The 25,054-nt window shown below is 68.7% G+C and carries 19 protein-coding genes; 10 read left to right on the top strand and 9 right to left on the bottom strand.

Annotated features, from left to right (window positions below; genetic code table 11):
- Positions 1-52: 52 nt before the first annotated feature.
- Positions 53-1,261 carry an NO-inducible flavohemoprotein gene (gene hmpA / locus HWX03_RS13125; RefSeq protein ID WP_175871513.1) on the top strand — a complete coding sequence of 403 codons (1,209 nt, stop codon included), beginning with the start codon at positions 53-55 and terminating at the stop codon, positions 1,259-1,261.
- Positions 1,262-1,353: 92 nt separating this feature from the next.
- Here the strand turns inward: hmpA and HWX03_RS13120 are convergent, their stop codons facing one another.
- The 3 genes from HWX03_RS13120 to aroG form a co-directional block, all read right to left on the bottom strand.
- On the bottom strand, positions 1,354-1,743 hold the full coding sequence (locus tag HWX03_RS13120) for a type II toxin-antitoxin system VapC family toxin (RefSeq protein WP_175871512.1): 390 nt from the start codon (positions 1,741-1,743) through the stop codon (positions 1,354-1,356).
- Complete coding sequence (locus tag HWX03_RS13115; protein ID WP_175820522.1) at positions 1,740-2,009, bottom strand: type II toxin-antitoxin system Phd/YefM family antitoxin; 270 nt, start codon at positions 2,007-2,009, stop codon at positions 1,740-1,742. Before HWX03_RS13115 ends, HWX03_RS13120 begins: the two co-directional genes overlap by 4 nt.
- A 123-nt stretch (positions 2,010-2,132) precedes the next feature.
- Positions 2,133-3,206, bottom strand: a complete 1,074-nt coding sequence (gene aroG, locus HWX03_RS13110) for a 3-deoxy-7-phosphoheptulonate synthase AroG (RefSeq protein ID WP_006476851.1) — start codon at positions 3,204-3,206, stop codon at positions 2,133-2,135.
- On the opposite strand from aroG, the gene HWX03_RS13105 reads away from it, so the two are divergent.
- Positions 3,205-3,492, top strand: coding sequence for a hypothetical protein (locus HWX03_RS13105; RefSeq protein ID WP_175871511.1), 288 nt, complete (start codon positions 3,205-3,207; stop codon positions 3,490-3,492). The genes aroG and HWX03_RS13105 overlap by 2 nt on opposite strands.
- A gap of 110 nt (positions 3,493-3,602) precedes the next feature.
- Here HWX03_RS13105 and tldD read toward each other — a convergent pair whose 3' ends face one another.
- The 3 genes from tldD to HWX03_RS13090 all read right to left on the bottom strand — a co-directional run bounded on the left by tldD (position 3,603) and on the right by HWX03_RS13090 (position 10,244).
- Positions 3,603-5,069 carry a metalloprotease TldD gene (tldD, locus tag HWX03_RS13100; protein WP_174388782.1) on the bottom strand — a complete coding sequence of 489 codons (1,467 nt, stop codon included), beginning with the start codon at positions 5,067-5,069 and terminating at the stop codon, positions 3,603-3,605.
- 85 nt (positions 5,070-5,154) lie between these two features.
- On the bottom strand, positions 5,155-5,982 hold the full coding sequence (locus HWX03_RS13095) for a carbon-nitrogen hydrolase family protein (RefSeq protein WP_175820519.1): 828 nt from the start codon (positions 5,980-5,982) through the stop codon (positions 5,155-5,157).
- Positions 5,983-6,044: 62 nt separating this feature from the next.
- Positions 6,045-10,244: a YhdP family protein gene (locus HWX03_RS13090; protein ID WP_175871510.1), complete on the bottom strand. Its 4,200-nt coding sequence runs from the start codon at positions 10,242-10,244 to the stop codon at positions 6,045-6,047.
- Between the two features lie 231 nt (positions 10,245-10,475).
- Between HWX03_RS13090 and glnE the strand changes: the two genes are divergently transcribed.
- Both glnE and HWX03_RS13080 read left to right on the top strand, forming a co-directional pair.
- The gene (gene glnE, locus HWX03_RS13085) at positions 10,476-13,265 is read left to right on the top strand and encodes a bifunctional [glutamate--ammonia ligase]-adenylyl-L-tyrosine phosphorylase/[glutamate--ammonia-ligase] adenylyltransferase (RefSeq protein WP_175871509.1); all 2,790 of its coding nucleotides are present in this window, start codon (positions 10,476-10,478) and stop codon (positions 13,263-13,265) included.
- Positions 13,266-13,419: 154 nt separating this feature from the next.
- The gene (locus HWX03_RS13080) at positions 13,420-15,663 is read left to right on the top strand and encodes a putative Ig domain-containing protein (protein ID WP_244132636.1); all 2,244 of its coding nucleotides are present in this window, start codon (positions 13,420-13,422) and stop codon (positions 15,661-15,663) included.
- A gap of 152 nt (positions 15,664-15,815) precedes the next feature.
- Here HWX03_RS13080 and recN read toward each other — a convergent pair whose 3' ends face one another.
- Positions 15,816-17,465, bottom strand: coding sequence for a DNA repair protein RecN (recN, locus tag HWX03_RS13075; RefSeq protein ID WP_175871507.1), 1,650 nt, complete (start codon positions 17,463-17,465; stop codon positions 15,816-15,818).
- Positions 17,466-17,485: 20 nt separating this feature from the next.
- The gene (locus tag HWX03_RS13070; protein WP_175820514.1) at positions 17,486-18,388 is read right to left on the bottom strand and encodes an NAD kinase; all 903 of its coding nucleotides are present in this window, start codon (positions 18,386-18,388) and stop codon (positions 17,486-17,488) included.
- A gap of 131 nt (positions 18,389-18,519) precedes the next feature.
- On the opposite strand from HWX03_RS13070, the gene hrcA reads away from it, so the two are divergent.
- From hrcA to HWX03_RS13055, 3 genes are all read left to right on the top strand, one after another.
- Positions 18,520-19,542 (top strand): heat-inducible transcriptional repressor HrcA, encoded by a 1,023-nt coding sequence (gene hrcA / locus HWX03_RS13065; RefSeq protein ID WP_011544637.1) that lies wholly within the window; start codon positions 18,520-18,522, stop codon positions 19,540-19,542.
- Between the two features lie 145 nt (positions 19,543-19,687).
- On the top strand, positions 19,688-20,752 hold the full coding sequence (hemH, locus tag HWX03_RS13060; protein ID WP_174433007.1) for a ferrochelatase: 1,065 nt from the start codon (positions 19,688-19,690) through the stop codon (positions 20,750-20,752).
- A gap of 84 nt (positions 20,753-20,836) precedes the next feature.
- A complete protein-coding gene (locus HWX03_RS13055; RefSeq protein ID WP_175871506.1) occupies positions 20,837-21,244 on the top strand; it encodes an RNA-binding S4 domain-containing protein in 408 nt (135 codons plus the stop codon).
- Here the strand turns inward: HWX03_RS13055 and HWX03_RS13050 are convergent.
- Positions 21,216-21,377, bottom strand: coding sequence for a hypothetical protein (locus tag HWX03_RS13050; protein ID WP_006476841.1), 162 nt, complete (start codon positions 21,375-21,377; stop codon positions 21,216-21,218). The two genes, HWX03_RS13055 and HWX03_RS13050, sit on opposite strands and share 29 nt — an antisense overlap.
- Positions 21,378-21,729: 352 nt before the next feature.
- Between HWX03_RS13050 and grpE the strand changes: the two genes are divergently transcribed.
- The 3 genes from grpE (at position 21,730) to dnaK (ending at position 24,845) form a co-directional block, all read left to right on the top strand.
- Entirely contained in the window at positions 21,730-22,275 is a 546-nt protein-coding gene (grpE, locus tag HWX03_RS13045; RefSeq protein WP_174388791.1) for a nucleotide exchange factor GrpE, read from the top strand.
- A gap of 10 nt (positions 22,276-22,285) precedes the next feature.
- Positions 22,286-22,744, top strand: coding sequence for a thioredoxin family protein (locus HWX03_RS13040; protein ID WP_175871505.1), 459 nt, complete (start codon positions 22,286-22,288; stop codon positions 22,742-22,744).
- A 148-nt stretch (positions 22,745-22,892) separates the two neighbouring features.
- Positions 22,893-24,845 carry a molecular chaperone DnaK gene (gene dnaK / locus HWX03_RS13035; RefSeq protein WP_175871504.1) on the top strand — a complete coding sequence of 651 codons (1,953 nt, stop codon included), beginning with the start codon at positions 22,893-22,895 and terminating at the stop codon, positions 24,843-24,845.
- Positions 24,846-25,054 lie beyond the last annotated feature (209 nt).

Genomic DNA, 25,054 nt, shown 5'->3' with positions numbered 1-25,054 from the left:
GGCGATTGCTTTTAAACATGTATTGTATGTGCATGTTTAACGGAGAACGAACATGACCCACATCACCGCTGACCAGATGGCCCGTGTGAAGGCCACCGCCCCCGTCCTTGCCGAGCACGGCGCGACGATCACGAAGCATTTCTATCAGCGCATGTTCGCGCGTCATCCGGAACTGAAGAACCTGTTCAACCAGACGCACCAGAAGACCGGCAGCCAGCCCGAGACGCTCGCGAAGGCCGTCTATGCGTATGCGGCCAACATCGACAACCTCGGCGCGCTGGGCGGCGCGGTGTCGCGCATCTCGCACAAGCACGCGAGCCTGAATATACGTCCCGAGCATTACCCGATCGTCGGCGAGAACCTGCTCGCGTCGATCGTCGAAGTGCTCGGCGACGCGGTCGATGCCGATACGCTCGAAGCGTGGCGCGTCGCGTACGGCCAGCTCGCGCAGATCATGATCGGCGCCGAGGCCGACCTGTACGCGAACGCCGCATGGAGCGGCTTCCGCCCGTTCAAGGTCGCGCGCAAGGTGCGTGAAAGCGACGAGATCACGTCGTTCTACCTGACGCCCGCCGACGCCGGCGACGCGCCGACGTTCGAGCCGGGCCAGTACGTCACGGTGAAGCGCTTCGTCGGCGATCTCGGCGTCGATCAGCCGCGCCAGTACAGCCTGTCCGATGCGCCGCACGGCAAGTGGCTGCGCATCTCGGTGAAGCGCGAGGCCGGCAAGCCGGAAGCGATTCCGGCCGGCAAGGTGTCGACGCTGATGCACGACGACGTGGAAGAGGGCGCGATCGTCGAGGTCACGGCGCCGATGGGCGACTTCTCGCTGAAGCGCGACGTGGATACGCCGGTCGTGCTGATCTCGGGCGGGGTCGGCATCACGCCGATGATGTCGATGGCGTCGACGCTGATCGCCGAAGGCAGCCGGCGCGAAGTACGGTTCGTCCACGCGTGCCGTTCGGGTGCGGTGCACGCGTTCCGCGACTGGCTGAACGACGCGGCGCGCGAGCACGCGAACGTGAAGCGCACGGTGCTGTACGAGCTGGTAGGCCCGAACGACCGTGCCGGTGTCGATCACGACCTCGAAGGGCGCCTCACGTCGGAGCGCGTGAAGCAATACGCGCTGGTGCCGGACGCCGATTACTACATCTGCGGCCCGGTCGCGTTCATGAAGGCGCAGCGCGATGCGCTCGTCTCCCTCGGCGTCGCGCCGGAACGCGTGAACACCGAGATCTTCGGTTCGGGCGCGCTCGAGTGAGGTGCTGACGGCCGGTTTCAGCCGGCGCAACGACGCAATGACGAAGCCCGGCGCGAGCCGGGCTTTTTACTTGCAACACTGTACGGGCGACTTCAGGCGCGCAACATCAGCGTGGCGTGGTAGCGCCACACCTTCGGATCGGCACTGACGAGCGGCATGCCTTCGTGTAGCGCCTGCGCGACCATCACGCGGTCGAACGGATCGGCATGGTCCGGGAAATCCGGCAACGCGGTGACCGCCTCCGCGTGATCGCTGCTGATTGGCAACTCCGCAAAACCGGCGAGCCGGAACGCTGAACGGGCATCCCGCGGATGAACGGGGAGGTTGCCCTTGCGATACTTGATTGCAATTTCCCAGATGGATGCGGCACTGACGTACAGCGTGTTCTGGGGATCCTCGATCAATGCGGCCGCGGTTGCCGAAAGTTGCGGCGCGCCTTCAGCCGCCCAGAGCGCGATGTGCGTATCGAGCAGCAGCTTCACGGTGCGAGCCCTTGGTCCGAGCTGGCATCGAAGTCGGCGGCGATCGATTCATCGCCGGCATTGAATGCTTCGACGGTGGTCGGGATGTTCAGTCCGGCAAGCAACTGACGGGCTGCGCCGATCCGCTTCGGCGCGGCGTAAGGAACGATCCGGGCGACCGGATGACCATTGCGGGCGATCACGACTTCGGATTCCCGCCCCAATTCCAGCGCTTCAACGAGGCTTGAAAGCCGCGACTTGGCATCGTGCATGTTGACGATCGGCATGGTCGATCCTGTGGTTAGCTAGATGATGTTAGCTAGTCTAGCAGAGCGACACGCCGACCGCAGCCTGGCCGCATGGCCAATCCGCCGCCAGGCGGGGCCATACGGTCAGCCGGTGGGCGTCCTTCAGTTGCCGCTGCCGCGCGCGACGCGGCGTGCCTTGACCGATTCCGCGAGGCCTTCGAGCACCTTCACGCTGTCGTCCCACGCGATGCACGCGTCGGTGATGCTCTGGCCGTAGGTCAGCGCGCAGCCTTCCTTCAGGTCCTGGCGGCCCTCGACGAGGTGCGACTCGATCATCACGCCGACGATGCGTTCGTCGCCGGCCGCGATCTGGCGGCCGATGTCGGCACACACCGGGATCTGGTTCTCGTGCTTCTTCGAGCTGTTCGCGTGGCTCGCGTCGATCATCAGGCGTGCGGCGAGGCCGGCCTTGCCGATGTCCGCGCAGGCGGCGTTCACGCTGTCCGCGTCGTAGTTCGGCGCCTTGCCGCCGCGCAGGATCACGTGGCAATCCTCGTTGCCGGCCGTCGACACGATCGCCGAATGGCCGCCCTTCGTCACCGACAGGAAATGGTGCGGTTGCGACGCGGCCTTGATCGCGTCGACCGCGATCTTCACGTTGCCGTCGGTGCCGTTCTTGAAGCCGACCGGGCACGACAGCCCCGACGCGAGCTCGCGGTGCACCTGCGACTCGGTCGTGCGCGCGCCGATCGCGCCCCACGAGATCAGGTCGGCGATGTACTGCGGGCTGATCATGTCGAGGTATTCGGTTGCGGCCGGCAGCCCCATTTCGTTGATCTGCAGCAGCAGCTCGCGCGCGGTGCGCAGCCCTTCGTTGATCTTGAAGCTGTTGTCGAGGTGCGGATCGTTGATGAGCCCCTTCCAGCCGACCGTCGTGCGCGGCTTCTCGAAGTACACGCGCATCACGATTTCCAGCTCGCCCTTGAAGCGCTCGCGTTCCTTCACGAGCCGGCCCGCGTATTCGATCGCCGCCTTCGTGTCATGGATCGAGCACGGCCCGATCACGACGATCAGCCGGTCGTCCATCCCGTGCAGGATGCGGTGCATCGACTGGCGCGAGTGGTAGATCAGTTCGGACGCGGCTTCGGAGCACGCGAATTCGCGGATCAGGTGGGCGGGCGGCGTCAGTTCCTTGAGTTCGCGGATGCGGACGTCGTCGGTGTTGTGCGGGGGCATGCTGTTTCTCCTTGGTTCCGGGCGCCGTTCGGTCAGTGGGCGTGCGGCAGATTCATCGATTCAGGCAATTCAGTGGTGCCGGTCGGGGCTACGGGACCGCTGCGGCGGCGACCGGCTGGCGAAGGGCGAAAAAAAACCGCCGGGTTCGCCGGCGGTTTTTTCGGGAATTTCGGTTGCGCGTTACGCGCCATCAACCCTCTCGATCCGCCAGCGGTCTGAGATACCAAAAAAAGTAAAAGTAAAACTTGGCGGACATGACGGAAATTCGGCTCGTCAAAAAAGTTGATTCGGAATTTATACCCGGTCCCCGGGCGGCTGGCAACCAGGAGGCGTCGAAAATGCGGACAATCCGCGCGTTTTCTTCAAAATGCGCGGATTGTCTGCGCTGCGATGCGGTTATGCCGTACCGCCGACCGTCATCTTGTCGATCCGCAGGGTCGGCTGGCCGACGCCCACCGGCACGCTCTGGCCTTCCTTGCCGCACACGCCGACGCCCGTGTCGAGCGACATGTCGTTGCCGATCATGCTCACGTACTTCAGCGATTCCGGGCCGCTGCCGATCAGCGTCGCGCCCTTGACCGGGTAGGTGATCTTGCCGTTCTCGATCATGTACGCCTCGGACGCCGAGAACACGAACTTGCCGTTCGTGATGTCGACCTGGCCGCCGCCGAAGTTCACCGCGTACAGGCCGTGCTTCACCGACGCGAGGATTTCCTGCGGATCCTTGTCGCCGTTCAGCATGTACGTGTTCGTCATGCGCGGCATCGGCAGCGCCGCGTACGACTCGCGCCGCGCGTTGCCCGTGACCGGCATCTTCATCAGGCGCGCGTTCAGCGTGTCCTGGATGTAGCCCTTCAGGATGCCGTCCTCGATCAGCGTCGTGCACTGCGTCGGGTTGCCTTCGTCGTCGATGTTCAGCGAGCCGCGGCGGTTCGGCAGCGTGCCGTCGTCAACGACGGTCACGCCCTTCGCGGCGACCTGCTCGCCGATCCGGCCCGCGAACGCGGACGAGCCCTTGCGGTTGAAGTCGCCTTCGAGACCGTGGCCGATCGCCTCGTGCAGCAGCACGCCCGGCCAGCCCGGCCCGAGCACGACCGTCATCGCGCCGGCCGGCGCGGGGCGCGCGTCGAGGTTGACGAGCGCCGCGTGCACGGCGTCGTCGACGTAGCGCGACAGGATTTCATCGGTGAAGTAGCCGTAGTCGAAGCGGCCGCCGCCGCCGCCCGAGCCGATCTCGCGGCGGCCGTTCTGTTCGGCGATCACCGTGACCGACACGCGCACGAGCGGCCGGATGTCAGCCGCGAGCGCGCCGTCGCTGCGCGCGACCAGCACGACGTCGTATTCGCCGGCGAGGCCGGCCATCACCTGCGTGACGCGCGGGTCGCGCCCGCGTGCCATCTGCTCGATGCGTTCGAGCAGCTTGACCTTGGCCGTCGCGTCGAGCGACGCGAGCGGGTCGGACGGCAGGTACAGGTCGCGGCCCGAGATGCCCGTCAGCGACGTGGCCGCCTTGATCTTCTGGCGGCCGCCGCCGGCTGCCGCGATCGCCTTGGTGGCAGCGGCGGCTTGCGCGATCGCTTCGGGCGACAGGTCGTCCGAGTACGCGAACGCGGTGCGGTCGCCCGCGACCGCGCGCACGCCGACGCCCTGGTCGATGCTGAAGCTGCCCGATTTGACGATGCCTTCCTCGAGGCTCCACGCTTCGCTGCGGGTCGCCTGGAAGTACAGGTCCGCGTAGTCGACGCGATGCGTGAAGATGTCGGCGATCGTGCGCGTGAGCAGGCTTTCGTCGAGGCCGTACGGCGTGAGCAGGATGTCCTTCGCCAGCGCGAGGTTGCGGATGCCGGGTTCGATGATGTTCATGCGGATATCGGGAGTTCTCAAAAAGTTGTCGGGTGCTGCCGGGCAGATGGGTGGGCCGCGCGGCGTTTCAAGCGGTGCGGCGGATTCAGGTCAGCACGCGGTGCCGCCACGCGGGCAGGCTCTGGCGTACGTCGGCGATGCGCTGCGGATCGAGCGTGCCGAGCACGACGCTCGCGCCCTCGTCGCGCACCGCGACGAGCTCGCCCCACGGGTCGATCAGCATGCTGTGGCCCCACGTGCGCCGGCCGTTCTCGTGCTTGCCGCCCTGCGCGGCCGCGAGCACGTAGCACTGGTTCTCGACGGCCCGCGCGCGCAGCAGCGTTTCCCAGTGCGCGCGGCCCGTCGTATACGTAAACGCCGACGGCACGACCATCAGCGCGCAGTCGCCCATGCGGCGATACAGCTCCGGAAAGCGGAGATCGTAACAGACCGACAGGCCGACCTGCCCGAAGGGCGCGTCGAACGTGACGACCGTGTCGCCCGCACGGATCGTGCGCGCCTCGTCGAACGATTCGTCGCCTTTCTCGAAGTTGAACAGGTGGATCTTGTCGTAGCGGGCGACCTCGTTGCCGGACGGATCGAACACCAGCGTCGTGTTCAGCACGCGATCGGGTTCCGGCGCCTTCAGCGGCAGCGTGCCGCCGATCACCCAGATGCCGTGGCGGCGCGCGGCGTCGGCGAGGAACTGCTGGATCGGGCCGTCCCGGTACGGTTCGGCAAGCGCGAGCTTGTCGGTGTCGCGGTGGCCCATGAAGCAGAAATACTCGGGCAGCAGCACGAGCTGCGCGCCTTCGCCGGCGGCTTCCGCGATCAGGCGGCGCGCTTCGGCGAGATTGCGTGTGACGTCCGGCGTGCTCACCATCTGCAGCGCGGCGACCCGGAAGGGCGTGGCGGAACGGGCGTGGTCGGTCATCGCGGAATCGGTTGCGTCATAAATGGGGTGCGGCCCGGCGCCTTGCGCGGTTCGATGCGCGCTCAATGGCTCGCCGCATCGGCCGGACCGTGATTCATCTTACCCTGATCGCTGCGCACCCGCTCGATGTGCGGGTGCGCCCACGAGCCGGTGATCGCGTAGTCGAGCGCGAACGCGTGCGACAGCGTCTCCGACAGCGCGTAGTTCGCGGCCAGCACGCCGACGCCGAGCAGCGGGTTGATGATGGCCGCCCCGATCGCGGCCGCGCCCGCGCTGATCTTCGGCGCGACATGCGCATGCAGATCCTGCGTCTCGGCGCCGAGATCGACCGCGCCGCGCACCGTGACGTTCGCGGGGCCCGTCATCATCGAGAAGTCGTCGGTGCGCGCGATCCCGTTCGAAATCCGGCCGGTACCGGTGATCTTGTCGAACGGCAGCCCCTTGCCGACCACGTCGCGGAAGTTCAGCGTCAGGAAGCGCGCGAGGCTCTGCAGGCTCAGCACGCCGAGCAGTTTCGCCGCGCCCGGATCGACCTTCAGGATCTGCCCGTGTTCGAGGTCGACCGCGACCTGGCCGCCGAGCGACGGGAAGTCGAGCGCGGTCGGGCCGCCGTGCCAGCCGACCTTGCCCGTGACCGAGCCGTGACCGCCCGCGAGCGTGCGCGGCAGGCCGACGCGGTCGAGCAGCGCGCCCGCGTTGTCGATGTCGAGCTTGAAGTCGAACACGGTGCGGCGCGGCGCGTCGTTTTCGCCGGCGCCGCGGGCGAGCGCGCGGCGCGACGTGCGCCAGTTGCCGGTCGCCGTGAGCTTCGCGGCCGGGTTCGACAGTTCCAGCTTGTCGAGCTGCCACACGGGTGTGCCGTCCTCGTCGAGGTTGCGCGCGTTGACGACGAGCCGGCCGATGTCGTGATCGCGTGCGACGACCTGATCGACGATCAGGTCGATCGACGGCATCGGGCGGTCGGTCGGCGTCGGCAGGTTCATCGCGCGGCCGACGAGGTCGTGCTGCGCACTCTGCGGCACGACGAGCTTCGCGAGCCGCGCGTTCAGCACGCCCGCGCCGTTGTGACCGCCGCCAGGCGCCCACGACAGGTAGCCCGACACCTGGTTCGATGCGATGTTCGCCTGCCAGAGGTCGTCGACGTGCGACGCGCCGATGATCACGTTCTCCCAGTTGCGCTTGAGCAGCTTCAGCGTGCCGAAGTGGAGCGCGAAGCGCTTCGGCGTGAAGCTCGCGAAATCGATGCGCGGCGCGGCCGGCGGCTCCGGTGCGCGCGGCGTGTCGGGCTGCAGCGTGCGGGCCAGCGCGAGCCACGCGTCGGCGTCGAGCTCGTTGACGTCGACGGCCGCGCTCACGCCGTCCTGCGGCATGTCGGGCATCCGGTGGATGCCCATCGCGCCGCGTACCGCGCGCAGCGGCTGGCCGCGCGTCGCGTCGAGCAGGTAGGTCGCGGTCACCGGGCCGAGCGTCAGGTCGGCGTGTTCGAGGCGTTTGCCGTCCGCCTGCGGCGCCGGCTGCAGCGTGAAGCGGAACGGCATCGGCGTGCCGGCCGGTTTCGCGAACGGTGCCGGGAAGTTCAGTGCCACCCCGGTCAGGTCGGATTGCGCGCTGACGTCGGGCAGGCGGCCCGGCGCGCCGCGCACCGCGACCTTGTACGGCGCGTCGCCGACCACGTGCTCGAGCAGCGCGGCGGCCGCGCCGTGCAGGTTCAGGCCGCGCGCGGCGTCGAGCGCGAGCCGGCCGTCGACGTCCACCGCGTACGGGCCGTGCGACTGGAAGGTGCCGTTCGCGCGCACCGGGCCGCCGAGGAAGCGCCCCGACAGCGCGTGCAGCGACGCGCCGGCCTCGGTGAAGCGGACGCTGCCGCGCAGCGCCGACAACGGCGGCACGCCGCTGGTCGACAGCGTGTTGCCGCCGAACGCGAGCGCGCCTTCGACGTGCGTGTGCGGATGGGGGACGTGCTGCGGAATCGTGATCTTGAGCGCGAGCGACGCGGGGCCCTGCGCATCGATGCGCTGGCCGATGTGGCCGCTCATCGTGCCGAGCGAGCTGTTGTCCGCGTAGTCGATCAGGTCGGCGAGCGGGCCCTGCGCGTGGCCGTCGATGATCAGCGGCGAGTGCGACGGATTGCCGAGATCGTCGATGCGGCCGGTGACCTTCGTCAGCGCGACGTGCTTGTAGTGCGCGCGCGCGATGTCGAAGCGCAGCTTGTTCTGCGCGAGCTCGAACACGCCGTCGATCCCGTCGAGCGCGGGCCAGACGCTCGGCGTGCCGTTCGCGAGCTTGCGCGGCGGGTACGGCGTCGGCTCGAAGCGGCCGCCGGTGAACGGCGCGACGATGTGGAACACGCCGGCGTCCGGCTCGTGTTCGAACGGGAATTTCTCGAGCGGGCCGCGCGCGACGATCGACGCACCCTTGGTCACCTTGCCGTCCTGCAGTGCGTGGCCGAGATAGTCGCGCAGGTGCTCGGACATCCCGGTCGGCAGGTAGCGCGGAATGCGCGCGACCGACGCGCGCGCGAACTCGGCGCGCAGGTCGAGCGAGCCGCGGCCGTGGCCGGGGTTCGTGTACGAGCCCGACACCGCGATTTCGGCATCGGGGTTCGACACGAGGAAGTCGGGCAGCGACACGTCGACGCGCGCGTGCTTGTCGCCGGGCGCGGGCGTGATCGTCCATTTGGCGTTGCCGCGCAGCCGGTCGAACGTCAGGCGCGGCTCGTCGAATTCGCCGGGCACGGTGACCGCCGCGTTGACCGTGTCGATATGCGCGGCGCCGCCCGTCTCGTTCGCATCGACGCGGCCCCACAGGTTCTCGACGCCCGGCCAGCCGGCGCGCGGGTGGCCGCGCGGCGAGAGCCCGGGCGGCGGCTCCTGCGCGGCGAAGCTGATGCCTTGCAGATCGCCGAGGAAGCGGTAGCGGACGATCGGCGCGGCGCCCATGCGCCGCTCCTCGTCGACGAGATCGGCATGCGCGGGTTTCGCGCGCTCGACCTCGATGTGATAGTTCGACACCATCCCGCGCGGGTCGATCTTGATCAGCTCGTTGCGCAGGCGCGCCGGCAGCGGCAGCCCGCGGATGAATTCGCTGAGGATGCCGAGATCGACGCGGTCGCCGACCACGCTGAGCAGTTGCCCCTGGTTCGCGGTCGGCACGCGGTAGCGCGCCGTCAGCGTCGACAGCGCGAGCGAGCGGGCGAGCGGCGTGCCGTCCGGCAGCGGCGGCTGGCCGAGCTCCGCATTGAAGCGCGTCAGGTGCAGCGTGTAGTCGTGGCCCGCATCGAGCACCATGTCCCAGCCGAAGCCGACCGTCGGCACGTCGAGCCGCGGCTGCGTCGGGCGCACGCGCAGCGCGACGTCGGCGCCTTGCAGGTCGCCGCCCGCCGAGTGCAGGTGGCCGTCGCCGAAGGTCGCCCAGATCGCGTTGTCGATCCGGCCCGCGTGGATCGTGAGCGGCACGTCGAGATAGCGCGTCAGCGTCTGCAGGTCGACGGGGCCGGTCGACAGGTAGGCGTCGCCGGTCCAGTTCGCCGGTTTGCCGATCGGCGCGAGCGGCTTGTGCTTGAAGCGCGCGCGGAAATCGAGCGGGCCGAGCAGCAGCGTGCCGTTCGCGGGCGCCTGCAGCGCGACCTTGTGCACGCGGCCGTCGTTGAGCACCGCGATCCGGATGCCCGACAGCACCAGCTCCGGTGCGGCGTGCTGCGCGTCGCGCCAGCGCAGCGTGCCGCCGCGCAGCACGATCGCCTCCTGCTTCAGCAACCAGGTGCCGAACGTGTCGTTGCCGCCGTGGGTGGTCGCGACGCCGACGCCCGCGACGCTCAGCGAGCCGTCGGTCGCACGCGCGACGACGAGGTCGGGCTGGTCGACGATCAGGCTCGACAGCGCGGGCGACAGCCGCAGCAGCGACATCCACGACAGCGCAGCCGTCGCGTGCGGCACCGACAGCGCGACCTGGCCGTCACGGCCGCGGATCGTCAGGTTCGTGAGTTCGACGCCCGGCTGCATGCCGGACCAGTTCGGGGAAAGCTTGCCGATCGAAAGCTGCGCGTGGAGCTTGTCGGACACGGCGCGCTCGATGCGCGGGCGGAATTCGTCGATGCGGGGCAGCAGCACGTAGCGCAGCCCGAGGAAGGCGCCGGCCGCGACGAAGTAGGTGCCGATCCCGACTGCCAGCGTCACCCTGAACACGCGACGCAGGACCGGATGATCGTGCTTCGGAGGTCCCGCTTCGGGCGCAGCTACGGCGGATTCCTGACGGTCGGACATGCGGCGGACGGGCGGCGATATGGTAGTTTTGCAGACTGACGTTGAAATGTATCACACGGGTTCGTGCCGGCGGCCGTTGGGGCAGCACGGCACGGGCTTTCCGGCGCGCGGTGTCGCGACGGGCGCACGCGCGTCCGGCGAGGCCGCGCCGAGTCCATGGGGCCGGCGGGCAGCGGGGCGCGCACGCGCCGGCCCGCTGCCCGCCGGCCTTTCCGCCAGGCCCGCTTCTCGATGACCGACGCTTCCGCCCTGATCAGCACGTCCTATTCCCGATACCTTGCCCGCGCGGCTGCCGCGCGGCCCGCGCTGGCCGAGCAGGTCGCCGCGTGGGCGGCCGCGCCGCTCGGCCGCGCGCAGCTCGACGCGCGCTTGACCGAGTTGCTCGCGACGCCCGCCGGCACGGCCGCGCCGGGCGACGAACAACTGAAGCGCGCGCTGCGGCAGTTGCGCGCCGAGGCGTTCGGCGCGGTCGCGGAGCGCGACCTGCGCGGGCTGGCGGACGTCGCCGAGGTCACGGGCGCGATGACCGATCTCGCCGAAGTGGCCGTGCAGCGCTCGCTCGCGCTGCTGTCGGCCGAACTCGAGGCGCTGTACGGCGAGCCGCGCGGCGCCGACGGCCAGCGCGTCGCGCTCGGCGTGGTCGGGATGGGCAAGCTCGGCGGCCGCGAACTGAACGTGTCGTCGGACATCGACCTGATCTTCGTCTACGAGGACGACGGCGAGACCACCGGCGGCACGCGTTCGCCGCTGTCCACGCAGGAATACTTCACGCGGCTCGGCCGGCGCCTGATCGGCGTGCTGTCCGAGGTCACGGCCGACGGCTACGTGTTTCGCGTCGACATGCGGCTGCGCCCGAACGGCGATTCGGGGCCGCTCGTCTGCAGCATCGGCATGCTCGAGGAATATTTCTACGTGCAGGGGCGCGAGTGGGAGCGCTATGCATGGATCAAGGGGCGGCTCGTGTCGGAAGGCGACAGCGACGCGGCGCAGCGGCTGGCGGCGCAGCTGGAATCGATCGTCAAGCCGTTCGTCTACCGCCGCTATCTCGATTTCGGTGTGATCGGCGCGATCCGGTCGCTGCATCAGCAGATCCGGCACGAAGCCGCGCGGCGCGCGTCGATGCGGCCCGACAAGGCCGACGACATCAAGCTCGGGCGCGGCGGGATTCGCGAGATCGAGTTCAGCGCGCAGGTGTTCCAGTTGATCCGCGGCGGCCAGGATGCGGAATTCCGCGTGCGGCCGACGCTCGCGGTGCTGCGCCATGCGCAGGCGCGCGGGCTGATCGGCGAGGACGTGCGCGAGCGCCTGACCGACGCGTACAACTTCCTGCGCACGCTCGAGCACCGGCTGCAGTACCGCAACGATGCGCAGACGCACGCGATGCCGGTCGAGCCCGACGAGCGTGCGGCGCTGGCCGCGTCGCTCGGGTTTGCCGATTACGCGGCGCTGATGACGGTGCTGGACGGCCACCGCACGTTCGTCGAAGCGCAGTTCGACCAGATTTTCGCCGACAAGGCGAGCGGCGCGCCCTGCGCGGCCGGCGACGACACGGCGGCCGCGTGGATCTGGAGCGGCGCGCTGGCCGACGACGGCGAGGACGACGCGCTGGTCGCGCGCCTCGACGGCCTGGGCTTCGCCGATCCGGCCGCCGTGCTCGCGCGGCTGCGCGCGATCTGGCAATCGTCGCGCTACACCGGGCTGCCGGAAAAGAGCCGGCAGCGCTTCGACAGCGTCGCGCAGCGCGCGCTCGACGCCGCGCCGAAGATCGACGCCGCGCGTCGCGACGACACGATCGTGCGCCTGTTCGATCTGCTGGAGACGGTCAGCCGGCGCGGCGTCTATCTCGCGCTGCTGACCGAATATCCGGCCGCGCTCGATCGCGTGCTGTCGGTGCTCGGCGCGACGCGTTGGGGCGGCGGCTACCTGATCCGCCATCCGCAACTGCTCGACGAGCTGCTCGACGACGAGGCGATCGCGAGCCCGTTCGACTGGCCCGCGTTCAAGGACGCGCTGCGCGCGCGGCTCGCGGCGGCCGACGGCCCCGAGCAGCAGATGGACCTGCTGCGCCACGCGCAGCACGCGGAGGTGTTCCGGATCCTGCTGATCGATCTGGCCGGGCAACTGTCGGTCGAGCACGTGAGCGACCGGTTGTCCGAGCTGGCCGACGCGGTGCTCGACGTGACGATCGAAGTGGTCTGGTCGCAGCTCGCGAAGCGCCATCGCGACGTGCCGAGGTTCGCGGTGATCGCGTACGGCAAGCTCGGCGGCAAGGAGCTCGGCTACGCGTCGGATCTCGACCTGATCTTCCTGTACGACGATCCGGACGAGCGCTCGGCGGACGTCTACACGACCTTCACGCGGCGCCTGATCACGTGGCTCACGACCGCGACCGGCGCGGGCGCGCTGTTCGACATCGACCTGCGGCTGCGGCCGAACGGCGAGGCCGGGCTGCTCGTCACCGATCTCGACGCGTTTCGCCGCTATCAGCTGCGCGAGGGCGACGCCGCCAACACCGCGTGGGTGTGGGAGCACCAGGCGCTGACGCGCGCCCGCTACAGCGCGGGCGACGCGCAGATCGGCGCGGACTTCGAGGCGATCCGCCAGCAGGTGCTGACGACGCCGCGCGACGGCGGCGTGCTCGCGAAGGAGATCGTCGACATGCGCGGCAAGGTGTTCGCCGGCCATCCGAACCACACCGAGCTGTTCGACCTGAAGCACGATCGCGGCGGGATGGTCGACATCGAGTTCATCGTCCAGTACTGGGTGCTGCTGCATGCGTCGAGCGACGCCGAGCTGATCCGCAATACCGGCAACATCGCGCTGCTGCGCGAGGTCGCGCGCTTCGGGCTGATGGGCGAGGACGAGGCCGAGCGCGTCGGCGCGGCGTACCGCAAATACCGCAAGCTGCAGCACAAGCTGCGGCTCGACGGGATGGAGAAGGCGCGCGTCGAGCCGGCCCTGGTGGCCGACGAGCGGGCGGCCGTGACGGCGCTGTGGGAACGCGTGTTCGGGGGCGCGTGACGGGCGGCGGGCACGGCGCCGGCTGTCGTGCGGGGCGGCCGGTCCGGCCGCGTTGAGAATCGTTTGAGATTGTTTGAGCGGCAGCGCCTGGATCGAAAGAATGTGGGCTTTCCGTTCAACCGGCGCCGCGCGCCCTCAACGAGCCCGTACCATCTTGAAACCGTTTCGCCTTGCCTTCGCCACGACGGCGCTGTCCGCGGCTGCCGCCGGACTGTTCTCCGCTTCCGCCGGTGCCGCCGAGCCGGCTTCCACGACCCTCACGAACCTGTCGCGCGGCGACGGCCAGTGCCTCGCATGGCGGCCGGCCGACAACGCGGCGGTGCTCGCCGCATGCGACGGCGGTGCCGCACAGGACTGGACCTTCGAGCCGCGCGACGGTTTCCAGCGCATCGTCAACACCGGCGCGAGCGCCGCGCGCGGCACGAAGATGTGCCTGCACTCGGCCGCCGGCGATACCGGCATGGGGCGCGTGGCGGTCGGCGTCTGCAGCGAGGGCGACCAGACGATGCGCGACTGGCGGCCGGACCGCGGCCTGGACGGCCAGATGGTGTTCGGCAACCGGTACCGGGCCAATACCGGCCGGACTGCCGAGGTGCTGGCCCCGCGCGACGGCGGCGCCGGCGTCGCGACGCAGAACCTGCGCGGCCAGCCGTCGTCGATCTGGAAGTCGGCCGTGTCGATCGCGCCGTCGCAGCGTCCGCTGCTCGGCGACAAGTCCGTGCTGCTGATGGTGACCCACTTCAACGACTCGAAGCCGGCCGACGGCGAGGTCGTGCGCAAGGCGGTGTTCGGCGACGGCGACGATTATGCGTCGCTGCGGCGCTATCTCGAGGTCGCGTCGCGCGGCAAGCTGACGCTGCACGGGCAGACGCTCGACAGCGTCAATCTCGGCGAGCGGCCGGCGACCTGCGACGCCGGCGCGATCCGCACGGCTGCACGCAACGCCGCGCTCGCGCGCGGCGTGAACCCCGACAAGTTCAACTATCTGTTCGTCGACCTGCCGAAAATGAGCCATTGCGGCTGGGGCGCGCTGGCGGCGACGCCGGGCAACTGGATCCTGTCGAACGCGAGCGGCCACGGCTACTGGATGTGGTCGCACGAATTCGGGCACAACCTCGGCGCGAAGCATCCGGGCTCGCTGGTCGATTGCCCGACGCCGGGCGGCACGGTCGAGATCGGCGGTGCATGCCGCGCCGGCAAGATCGACGACCCGGCCGACACGATGGGCGGCGGCGGCCGGCGCCTGTATCCGGCGAGCTATCAGCTGTTCGCCGGCTGGCTCGGCGCGGCCGACGTGCCGGAGATCAACGCGGACGGCACCTACCGGCTCGCCCCGCTGTGGGGCGATGCGCCCGGTGCGAAGGCGTACCGCATCGCGCGCGCCGACGGTTCGACGCTGTGGCTCGAGTTTCGTCAGCCGCAGCGCGGCTTCGACGACTGGAAGTCGGACGATCCGTTCGTCAACGGCGTGATCGTGCGGACCGTCGCGCATGCCGGCAACGTCGTGACGAATACGCTGGTCGATGCGATGCCCGGCAGCCCGGCAGGGATGAAGGACGCGCCGCTGATGCCGGGCCACGCGTTGCATGACACGCTGTCGGGCAAGATCATCACCGTCCAGTCGGTCGGGCCCGACGGCGCCGTGGTCGACGTGACGAACGACGGCCTGCTGCTGCCGCGGGCGGTGGTGACCGGCCCGCAGCACGCGGCCGCGGGCGCGGCGGTCGTGCTGTCGGGCGCCGCGTCGGCCGGCGAGTCGCTGCGCCACGCGTGGACGGTGCCGGCCGGCATCGACGCACGGCCGGACGGCGCGGAGCTGCGCTTTGTCGCGCCGACGCTCGAACAGGACCGCGAATTCGCGTTCGAGCTGACCGTGAGCAATAAAAACGGCTATACGGCGCGGGCCACGCACGTCGTCAAGGTGAAGGCGCAGGAGGTCATCGCGCCGCCGCGCGCGGCGATCAGCGGGCCGGCGTCGGTCGACGGCGGCGCGACGGTTACGCTGTCCGGCGCGTCGTCGACGGGCAAGGGGCTGACGTATGCGTGGACGGGGCCGGCCGGGGTGTCGATCGCCCAGAACGGCGCGACCGCGACGTTCACCGCGCCGAAGGCGGTCGACGAGCGTCGTTATGCGTTCAGGCTGGTGGTGACCGATGCACAGGGCCGCACCGCGAACGCGGCTCACGACGTGACCGTGCGTGCGTCGGCGGGCGAGGGCGCGGCCGCATGGGATCCGAAGAGGACTTACGCGACGCCGTGCCACGAGGTCAGCCATGCGGGCAAGACCTGGCTCAACGGCTGGTGGGTGCTCGGTGACATGCCCGGGACGGGCGGCGAGTGGGCGGCATGGCGCGAGAAGGGTGTCGCGAACATGCATGCGATGTGCAAGAGCAAGTAAGCGCGGCCGCGGCCGCGGTGCGGGCTTGCCGTGACGGCGGAAGCCGCGGGTGGCCGTCACGCGCCGCGCCGCCTGCCGCGGCAACGGACAGCGGCGCTTCCGTCGCGCGGACGCCGCGCGCCGCTTCGACGGGCGGCCCGCTTGCGAGCCGGTCAGGCCGCCAGCATTTCCTTTGCGTGCTTGCGCGTCGTCGCGGTGATCTCGAGCCCGCCGAGCATCCGCGCGACTTCCTCGACCCGGCTCGCCTTGTCGAGCGGGACGACCGACGATACCGTGCCGCCGCGCTCGTCGGCGCCCTTCGCCACCTGGAAATGATGGTCGCCGCGCGCGGCGACCTGCGGCAGGTGCGTCACGCACAGCACCTGCCGGTCGCGCCCGAGCTGGTGCAGCAGGCGGCCGACCACTTCGGCGACGCCGCCGCCGATCCCCGTATCGACTTCGTCGAAGATCAGCGTCGGCGTCGGGCTCGCCGCGCTCGCGATCACCGCGAGTGCGAGACTGATCCGCGCGAGTTCGCCGCCCGACGCGACTTTCGCGAGCGGCCGCAGCGGCACGCCCGGGTGCCCGGCCACGCGGAATTCGACCTGCTCGAGCCCGTGCGGGCCGCCGTCGGCGAGCGGCACGAGCGCGACTTCGAAGCTGCCGCCCGCCATCGACAATTCCTGCATGCCGGCCGTGACGGCCGTGCCGAGCGCCTTGGCGGCCTGAGCGCGCGCCTTCGACAGGCGTTTGGCGTCGGCGAGATAGGCTTCCCGCGCCTTGGCCTGCGCCGCCTCGAGCGTGCCCAGATCGGCGGCCGCATCGAGCGCGGCGAGCTGCGCGCGGCGCGCCGCATGCTCTTCGTGCAGCGTGTCGGGCGGCAGCCGGAACTTGCGGGCGGTCGAGTGCAGCGCGTCGAGACGCGTTTCGACCTGCGCGAGCCGCTCCGGGTCGAGATCGACGCGCTGTGCGTAGTGCGACAGCGAATAGACGGCTTCCTGCAACTGGATCTCGGCCGGCTCCAGCGACGCGAGCGCATCGCCGAGCGCGGTGTCGTAGTCGGCCAGGCTGCGCAGCTTCGACACGATCGCGCCGAGCTGCGCGAGCATCGCGTCGTCGGACTCGGACAGCGCGTTGAGCGCGCCGCGCACGCCTTCGATCAGGTTCGCCGAATGCGACAGGCGCTTGTGTTCGTTGCTGACTTCGTCCCATTCGCCGGCTTGCGGCGCGAGCTTGTCGAGTTCGGCGAGCTGCCACGCGAGCTTTTCGCGTTCGAGCTGCAACTCGCGCTCGTGCGCCTTCGCGGCGTCGATCGCCTGCGTCGCGTCGCGCCACATGCGCCACGCGCGCGCGACGTTCGCGGCATCGGCGACGAGCCCCGCGTGCGTGTCGAACAGCTCGCGCTGCGCGTCGGGCCGCATCAGCAGCTGGTGCGCGTGCTGGCCGTGGATGTCGACGAGCATCTCGCCGAGTTCGCGCAGCTGCGCGAGCGTCGCGCTGGTGCCGTTGATGAACGCGCGCGAGCGGCCGTTCACGTCGATCACGCGGCGCAGCATCACGGTGTCCTCGGCGTCGAACGCGTGTTCGTCGAGCCAGCGCGCGACGCGGTCGTGCGGCGTGAATTCGGCCGTGATGTCGGCGCGGCCGCAGCCGGTGCGCACGACGCTCGCGTCGGCGCGTTCGCCGAGCGCGAGGGCGAGGGCATCGATCAGGATCGATTTGCCGGCGCCGGTTTCGCCGGAAAAGACGGAAAAGCCGCTGTCGAATTCGAGATCGAGCGCGGCGACGATGACGAAGTCGCGGATCGAGAGGTGGCGGAGCATGGTGTCGGGGCGGTGGTGCGTCAGGACGCCTTGTCGTCTTCGTTCGATGCGTGTTCGTTCCAGTGCAGCTTCTTGCGCAGCGTCGTGTAGTAGCTGTAGCCGATCGGGTGCAGGAACGGCACCGTGTGCTTCGAGCGGCGCACCTCGATCGTATCGTTCAGTTCGAGCGACGTGAACGACTGCATGTCGAAGTTCACGTTGACGTCGCGGCCGCCGACGATCTGGATCGCGATCTTCGAATCGTCGGGCAGCACGATCGGCCGGTTCGACAGCGCGTGCGGTGCGATCGGCACGAGCACGATGCCCGCCAGCTGCGGATGGAGGATCGGGCCGGCCGACGACAGCGCATACGCGGTCGAGCCGGTGGGCGTCGCGACGATCAGGCCGTCCGAGCGCTGGTTGTACATGTAGCGGCCGTCGACCGACGCGCGCAGCTCGACCATCCCGGAGAAGCCGCTGCGGTTCACGACGACGTCGTTGAACGCGAGCGCGTGGTAGATCGGTTCGCCGTCGCGCATGATCCGCGCCTCGAGCAGCGAGCGCTCCTCGCGCTCGAACTTGCCGGCCAGCAGCACGGGCACGAGCGCGTGCATGTCGGATGCCGCGATGTCGGTGATGAAGCCGAGCCGCCCGTGGTTGATCCCGATCAGCGGTGTCCGGTATGGCGCAAGCTGGCGGCCGATGCCGAGCATCGTGCCATCGCCGCCGAGCACGATCGCCACGTCTGCTCGCGCCCCGATTTCGGCCGGGGTGAGCGCCGGGTAGCCGGCGATGCCGATTTCCCGCGCGGTCTCGCCTTCGAAGACGACCTCGAAGCCGAGCGTGGCGATGCTGTCCGCCAGCGTGGCGAGCGGCTCGGCGATGCCGGGCGTGTTGCTCCGGCCGACGAGCGCGACAGTCTTGAACTGATTACCGGTTTTCATGCCGGCATTACACCATAGCTCGTTGACGAAAAGAACCGGCAGTGCCCCGACGGGGCCGGATCGGCCCGGCCCGCGCAACGGTGGCCGACGCCACTCGCCGCGGTCGCGCCGTTGCGCTAAAATTTTCCACCATGCTAGATCCTCGCGCACGAACCCTCCTGAAAACCCTGATCGAACGGTATATCGCCGACGGTCAGCCAGTCGGATCGCGCACGTTGTCCCGTTACTCCGGGCTCGAGCTGAGCCCGGCGACGATCCGCAACGTGATGTCCGACCTGGAGGAGCTCGGCCTCGTGTCGAGCCCGCACACGTCGGCCGGCCGTGTGCCGACGCCGCGCGGCTACCGGCTGTTCGTCGATACGATGCTGACGGTCGAGGCGCCGATCGACGCCGAGGCCGTCGCGCGCCAGGTGCAGAACACGCTGCAGGCCGGCGAGCCGCAGCAGCGGGTGGTCGCGGCCGCCGCGAGCGTGCTGTCGAACCTGTCGCAGTTCGCGGGCGTCGTGCTGACGCCGCGCCGCAGCCACGTGTTCAAGCAGATCGAGTTCATGCGCCTGTCCGACAAGCGCATCCTGCTGATCATCGTCACGCCCGAGGGCGACGTGCAGAACCGCATGCTCGCGACGCCGCGCGACTATTCGCCGTCGCAGCTGACCGAGGCGTCCAACTACATCAATGCGCATTTCGCCGGCCTGTCGTTCGACGAGGTGCGCCGCCGCCTGCGCGACGAGATCGACCAGCTGCGCGGCGACATGACGACGCTGATGCACGCGGCCGTGACGGCCAGCACCGAGGTGCCGGACACCGAGGACACCGTGCTGATTTCCGGCGAGCGCAACCTGCTCGAAGTGGCGGACCTGTCGTCCGACATGGCGCGGCTGCGCAAGCTGTTCGACGTATTCGACCAAAAGACGGGCCTCCTGCAATTGCTCGATGTATCGAGCCACGCCCAGGGCGTGCAGATCTTCATCGGCGGCGAATCGACGCTCGTGCCGATCGAGGAAATGAGCGTCGTCACCGCGCCGTACGAGGTGAATGGGCAGATCGTCGGCACGCTCGGCGTGATCGGGCCGACCCGCATGGCGTACAACCGCGTGATCCCGATCGTCGACATCACCGCGCGCCTGCTGTCGCTCACGCTGAGCCAGCAATGACCGGCGATGGCCGGCGATCGCCAGCCCGATCCCGCCCCGCTATCGTGCCGCGGCGCCGCTTGCGGCGACAGTCGGCCGAACGGCACGGGGCGGCCCGCTATAATTGAGGGCCGTCCGGTCCCGTGCCCCGAGCACGTTCTTGCCCATGCGTTTCGATCTTGAGCCGCCTTCGAGTATCGCGGCCGCCCATCGTATCGGTGTGCTGCTGATCAATCTCGGCACGCCCGACGCGCCCACGCCGCGCGCGGTGCGGCGCTACCTGGCCGAATTCCTGTCGGATCCGCGGGTCGTCGAAATCCCGCAGGCCGTCTGGCAGGTGCTGCTGCGCACGCTGATCCTGCCGCTGCGCGGCCGTGCGTCCGCGAAGAAATACGCGGCCGTCTGGATGCCCGAGGGCTCGCCGCTGCGCGTGTACACCGAGCGTCAGACCGACAGCGTGCGGCACCTGCTCGTGTCGAACGGCTATCACGTGACGGTCGACTACGCGATGCGCTACGGCAGCCCGAACATTTCGCATGCGCTCGCGCAGTTCAAGCGCGCGGGCGTCGAGCGCGTGCTGCTGATGCCGATGTATCCGCAATACTCGGCGTCGACCACGGCCACCGCGTTCGATGCCGCATTCGACGCGCTCGCGCGCATGCGCAATCAGCCGGAAGTGCGCACCGTGCGGCACTACGCCGACCATCCGGCCTATATCCATGCGCTGGCCGAGCAGGTGCGCCAGTACTGGGCGCAGCACGGCCGGCCCGATTTCGCGGCCGGCGACAAGCTGGTGCTGAGTTTCCACGGCGTGCCGAAGCGCACGCTCGACCTCGGCGACCCGTATCACGACCAGTGCCAGCAGACGGGCGCCTTGCTGATGGCCGCGCTCGGGCTGTCGGGCACCGAATGCCGCATCACGTTCCAGTCGCGCTTCGGCAAGGCCGAATGGCTGCAGCCGTACACCGCGCCGACGCTGCGCGAATTCGGCGAGGCCGGCGTGCGGCGGGCCGACGTGTTCTGTCCCGGCTTCACGGCCGATTGCCTGGAGACGATCGAGGAAATCGGCATGGAAGTGCGCGACGAGTTCCTCGCCGGCGGCGGCAAGACCTTCCACCGCATTCCGTGCCTGAACGGCGCATCTGCATGGATCGGCGCGCTCGGCGAGATCGTCGCGGAGAATCTGCAGGGCTGGCCGGTCAAGGCCGCGCAGCCCGAAACGGTGGGTTGAGATGAAACGATTTCCACGCGCTTTTTGTTCGCCGTTTTCCGAGGGAGCGGTCAGCCTTCACAGGGCGGCCCGGCGGAGGCTGACATGAACTACAAGATTTCCACGGACCCGGGCGCGAAGCTGCGCATCGACAAATGGCTGTGGGCGGCCCGGTTCTTCAAGACGCGCTCGCTCGCGACCGATGCGGTCGACAAGGGACACGTGAAGATCGGCGGCGCGTCGGTCAAGCCGGCGAAGGATGTACGGGTGGGCGACGAGGTCGAGATTGCGATCGACGGCATCGTCTGGCACATTGCCGTGCTGGGCGTGTGCGACGTGCGCGGGCCCGCGAGCGTCGCGCAGACGCTCTACGCGGAAACGGAAGCGGGGCGGGCCGCGCGGCTCGCCGAACTGGAGCGGCGCCGCACGTATCGCGAGCCGGCGGCCGAACTGCACGGCCGGCCGACGAAGCGCGACCGGCGCATCATCGACAGATTTTCTGGTGGGAGCTGAACATCTGGTCGAACGTCGCCCGCGCGCTTCCGTATTCGGTCGTGCGGTCGGTGACGGCTCCCGACAGGCAGATGGTGGTGGTGCCGGCAATGAGTACCAGCGCGACCACCGATATCGCAAAGGTCAGTTTCACGGTACTCCCCTCGAGAACAAGGGTGAAAACGGCGCCAGGTGGATGTCAGGCGACGGTCAGCTAGGGTAAACACGCTTTTCCGACGCTTGAGTGGAGTGTAGTTCAGCCGGCCTGTGCGGAGCTAGTACTTGCCGGGTAAGCGTTGTTACAGGCCGTTTCGCCCGATCCGGCGGACTATGCGACGCCTGCACCGGAAAACGCGCGGTTGTTTCGCGGCATTGGCGAATGTCGGCGAATGACCGACTTGAAACCGCAGTTTTCGCCCTTATTTGCACCAGTAATGTGCGGTGCCGCCGGGTATACGTCCGGCGGTCGCCGATTTGGCTTCAACCTCTAATCGACTTTCAGCGACATGGAAAACACGCAAGAGAATCCGGCTACCCAATCGGCCGAAGACATCGGCAGCGAGAAGCAGACGGCGCAAGGCGCCGCACCCGCCGCCGAAGCCGCCGACGCGGCGCTCGCGGAGGCTCAAGCCAAGGTCGCCGAGCTCCAGGAAAGCTTCCTGCGGGCGAAGGCCGAGACCGAGAACGTGCGCCGCCGCGCGCAGGACGACGTGTCGAAGGCGCACAAGTTCGCAATCGAGAGCTTCGCGGAACACCTGCTGCCGGTGCTGGACAGCCTGGAAGCGGCCGTCGGCGATACCTCCGGCGACATCGCGAAGGTGCGCGAGGGCGTCGAGCTGACGCTGCGCCAGCTGACGAGCGCGCTCGAGAAGGGCCGCGTCGTCGCGATCAACCCGGTCGGCGAGAAGTTCGATCCGCACCAGCACCAGGCCATTTCGATGGTGCCGGCCGAGCAGGAGCCGAATACCGTCGTCACGGTGCTGCAAAAGGGCTACATGATCGCCGACCGCGTGCTGCGCCCGGCGCTCGTCACCGTGGCCCAGCCGAAGTAAGGCGGCCGGCATGGTGCCCGCCGGCGTCGATCCGGCCGCGTTCGACGCGTTCGACATGCAGGCGCTCGACGCCGGCACGTTCGACGCGGCCGTCGGCGGCGCGGGCGATGCGCTGGCCGTGGTGTTCTTCTGGGGCGTCGACTGCTTCAACTGCGAGATCGCGAAGAAGGCGATGCTCGCCCAGCCCGACGCGATCCGCGCGCTGGGCCTGAAGTGGTTCCATTGCAACGTGTACGAACACCATCAGCTGGGGCGCCGCTTCGGGCTGCACGGCGTGCCGACGTGGTTCTTCTTCCACCGCGGCAAGCGGCTGGGCCGCGCGACCGGCTGGCATGGCCTCGCGCAGTTCCAGGCAGCCGTCGCGGCGGCACGCGCGAAGATTGCCGCGGCGGCCGATGCCGCGGCGGCCGGTGCGCCGTCCGGCGAGGGTACCGGCGGCCCGCACGATCCGCTAGCCGGCGGCGATTGAAAAAATTTAATATCCGCATCGCTCGTCGGGTCTTGAAAACGGATCGGACGGACGCATTTCGGGAACAGAGTTGAATTCTGGCGTGCGAAACCGCCCAAAAACGCGGCGTTTCGTGCAGCAAACAAGCATTTCTGGAGATTAGGAAAAAATGGGAAAGATCATCGGTATTGACCTCGGCACCACGAACTCGTGCGTCGCCATCATGGAAGGCAACCAGGTCAAGGTCATCGAGAACTCGGAAGGCACGCGCACCACGCCGTCGATCATCGCGTACATGGACGACAACGAAGTGCTCGTCGGCGCGCCGGCCAAGCGCCAGTCGGTGACCAACCCGAAGAACACGCTGTTCGCCGTGAAGCGCCTGATCGGCCGCCGCTTCGAAGAGAAGGAAGTCCAGAAGGACATCGGCCTGATGCCGTACACGATCATCAAGGCCGACAACGGCGATGCATGGGTCGAAGCGCACGGCGAAAAGCTCGCGCCGCCGCAGGTGTCGGCCGAAGTGCTGCGCAAGATGAAGAAGACGGCCGAAGACTACCTCGGCGAGCCGGTCACGGAAGCCGTGATCACGGTGCCGGCGTACTTCAACGACAGCCAGCGCCAGGCGACCAAGGACGCCGGCCGCATCGCGGGCCTCGAAGTCAAGCGGATCATCAACGAGCCGACGGCAGCCGCGCTCGCGTTCGGTCTCGACAAGGTCGAGAAGGGCGACCGCAAGATCGCCGTGTATGACCTCGGCGGCGGCACGTTCGACGTGTCGATCATCGAGATCGCGGACGTCGACGGCGAAATGCAGTTCGAAGTGCTGTCGACCAACGGCGACACGTTCCTCGGCGGCGAAGACTTCGACCAGCGCATCATCGATTACATCATCGGCGAGTTCAAGAAGGAGCAGGGCGTCGACCTGTCGAAGGACGTGCTCGCGCTGCAGCGCCTGAAGGAAGCCGCCGAAAAGGCGAAGATCGAGCTGTCGTCGGGCCAGCAGACCGAAATCAACCTGCCGTACATCACGGCGGACGCGTCGGGCCCGAAGCACTTGAACCTGAAGATCACCCGCGCGAAGCTGGAAGCGCTGGTGGAAGACCTCGTCGAGCGCACGATCGAACCGTGCCGCATCGCGATCAAGGACGCAGGCGTCAAGGTGTCGGACATCGACGACGTGATCCTGGTCGGCGGCCAGACGCGCATGCCGAAGGTCATGGAGAAGGTGAAGGAGTTCTTCGGCAAGGATCCGCGCCGTGACGTGAACCCGGACGAAGCCGTCGCGGTCGGCGCGGCGATCCAGGGCCAAGTGCTGTCGGGCGACCGCAAGGACGTGCTGCTGCTCGACGTGACCCCGCTGTCGCTCGGTATCGAGACGCTCGGCGGCGTGATGACGAAGATGATCAACAAGAACACGACGATCCCGACGAAGCACGCCCAGGTGTACTCGACGGCCGACGACAACCAGGGCGCCGTGACGATCAAGGTGTTCCAGGGCGAGCGCGAAATGGCGGCGGGCAACAAGCTGCTCGGCGAGTTCAACCTCGAAGGCATCCCGCCCGCACCGCGCGGCGTGCCGCAGATCGAAGTGACCTTCGACATCGACGCGAACGGCATCCTGCACGTCGGCGCGAAGGACAAGGCGACCGGCAAGGAAAACAAGATCACGATCAAGGCGAACTCGGGCCTGTCCGAGGCTGAAATCGACCAGATGATCAAGGACGCGGAAGCGAACGCAGCGGAAGATCACAAGCTGCGCGAGCTGGCCGATTCGCGCAACCAGGGCGACGCGCTGGTCCACAGCACGAAGAAGGCGCTGACCGAGTACGGCGACAAGCTGGACGCGGGCGAGAAGGAAGCGATCGAAGCGTCGCTGAAGTCGCTCGAGGAAGCGCTGAAGGACTCGTCGGCCGACAAGGCTGCGATCGACGCGAAGGTCGAGGAGCTCGGCAAGGTGTCGCAGAAGCTCGGCGAGAAGATGTACGCCGACATGCAGGCCCAGCAGGCGGGTGCCGCCGGCGCGGCCGGTGCGGCGGAAGGCGCGGCTCACGCGGGTGGTGCGCAACAGGCTGCCGACGACGTCGTCGACGCCGAGTTCAAGGAAGTGAAGAAGGACTAAGCCGGGTTGCCATGGCAGCGTACGCCGCGCGCGCAAAACGCGCGCGGCGCGGCTGACAAGCGACTGAAAAGCGGTCTGTCTTTCCTTCCGGATGGCCGGATCGACTCCACGCCTGGCGGGCCTTGCGGCCCTCCGGGCACATTTGTTTTTTGGCGGGTGCTGCGCGAGCCGTCCGCGGACGGTGCAGCGCCAGACGAGTCGAGAGACTT

It is taken from the genome of Burkholderia sp. BCC0397 (genome assembly GCF_902832865.1).
Lineage (GTDB): Bacteria > Pseudomonadota > Gammaproteobacteria > Burkholderiales > Burkholderiaceae > Burkholderia.
This window is presented reverse-complemented; position numbering and strand designations above follow the sequence as displayed.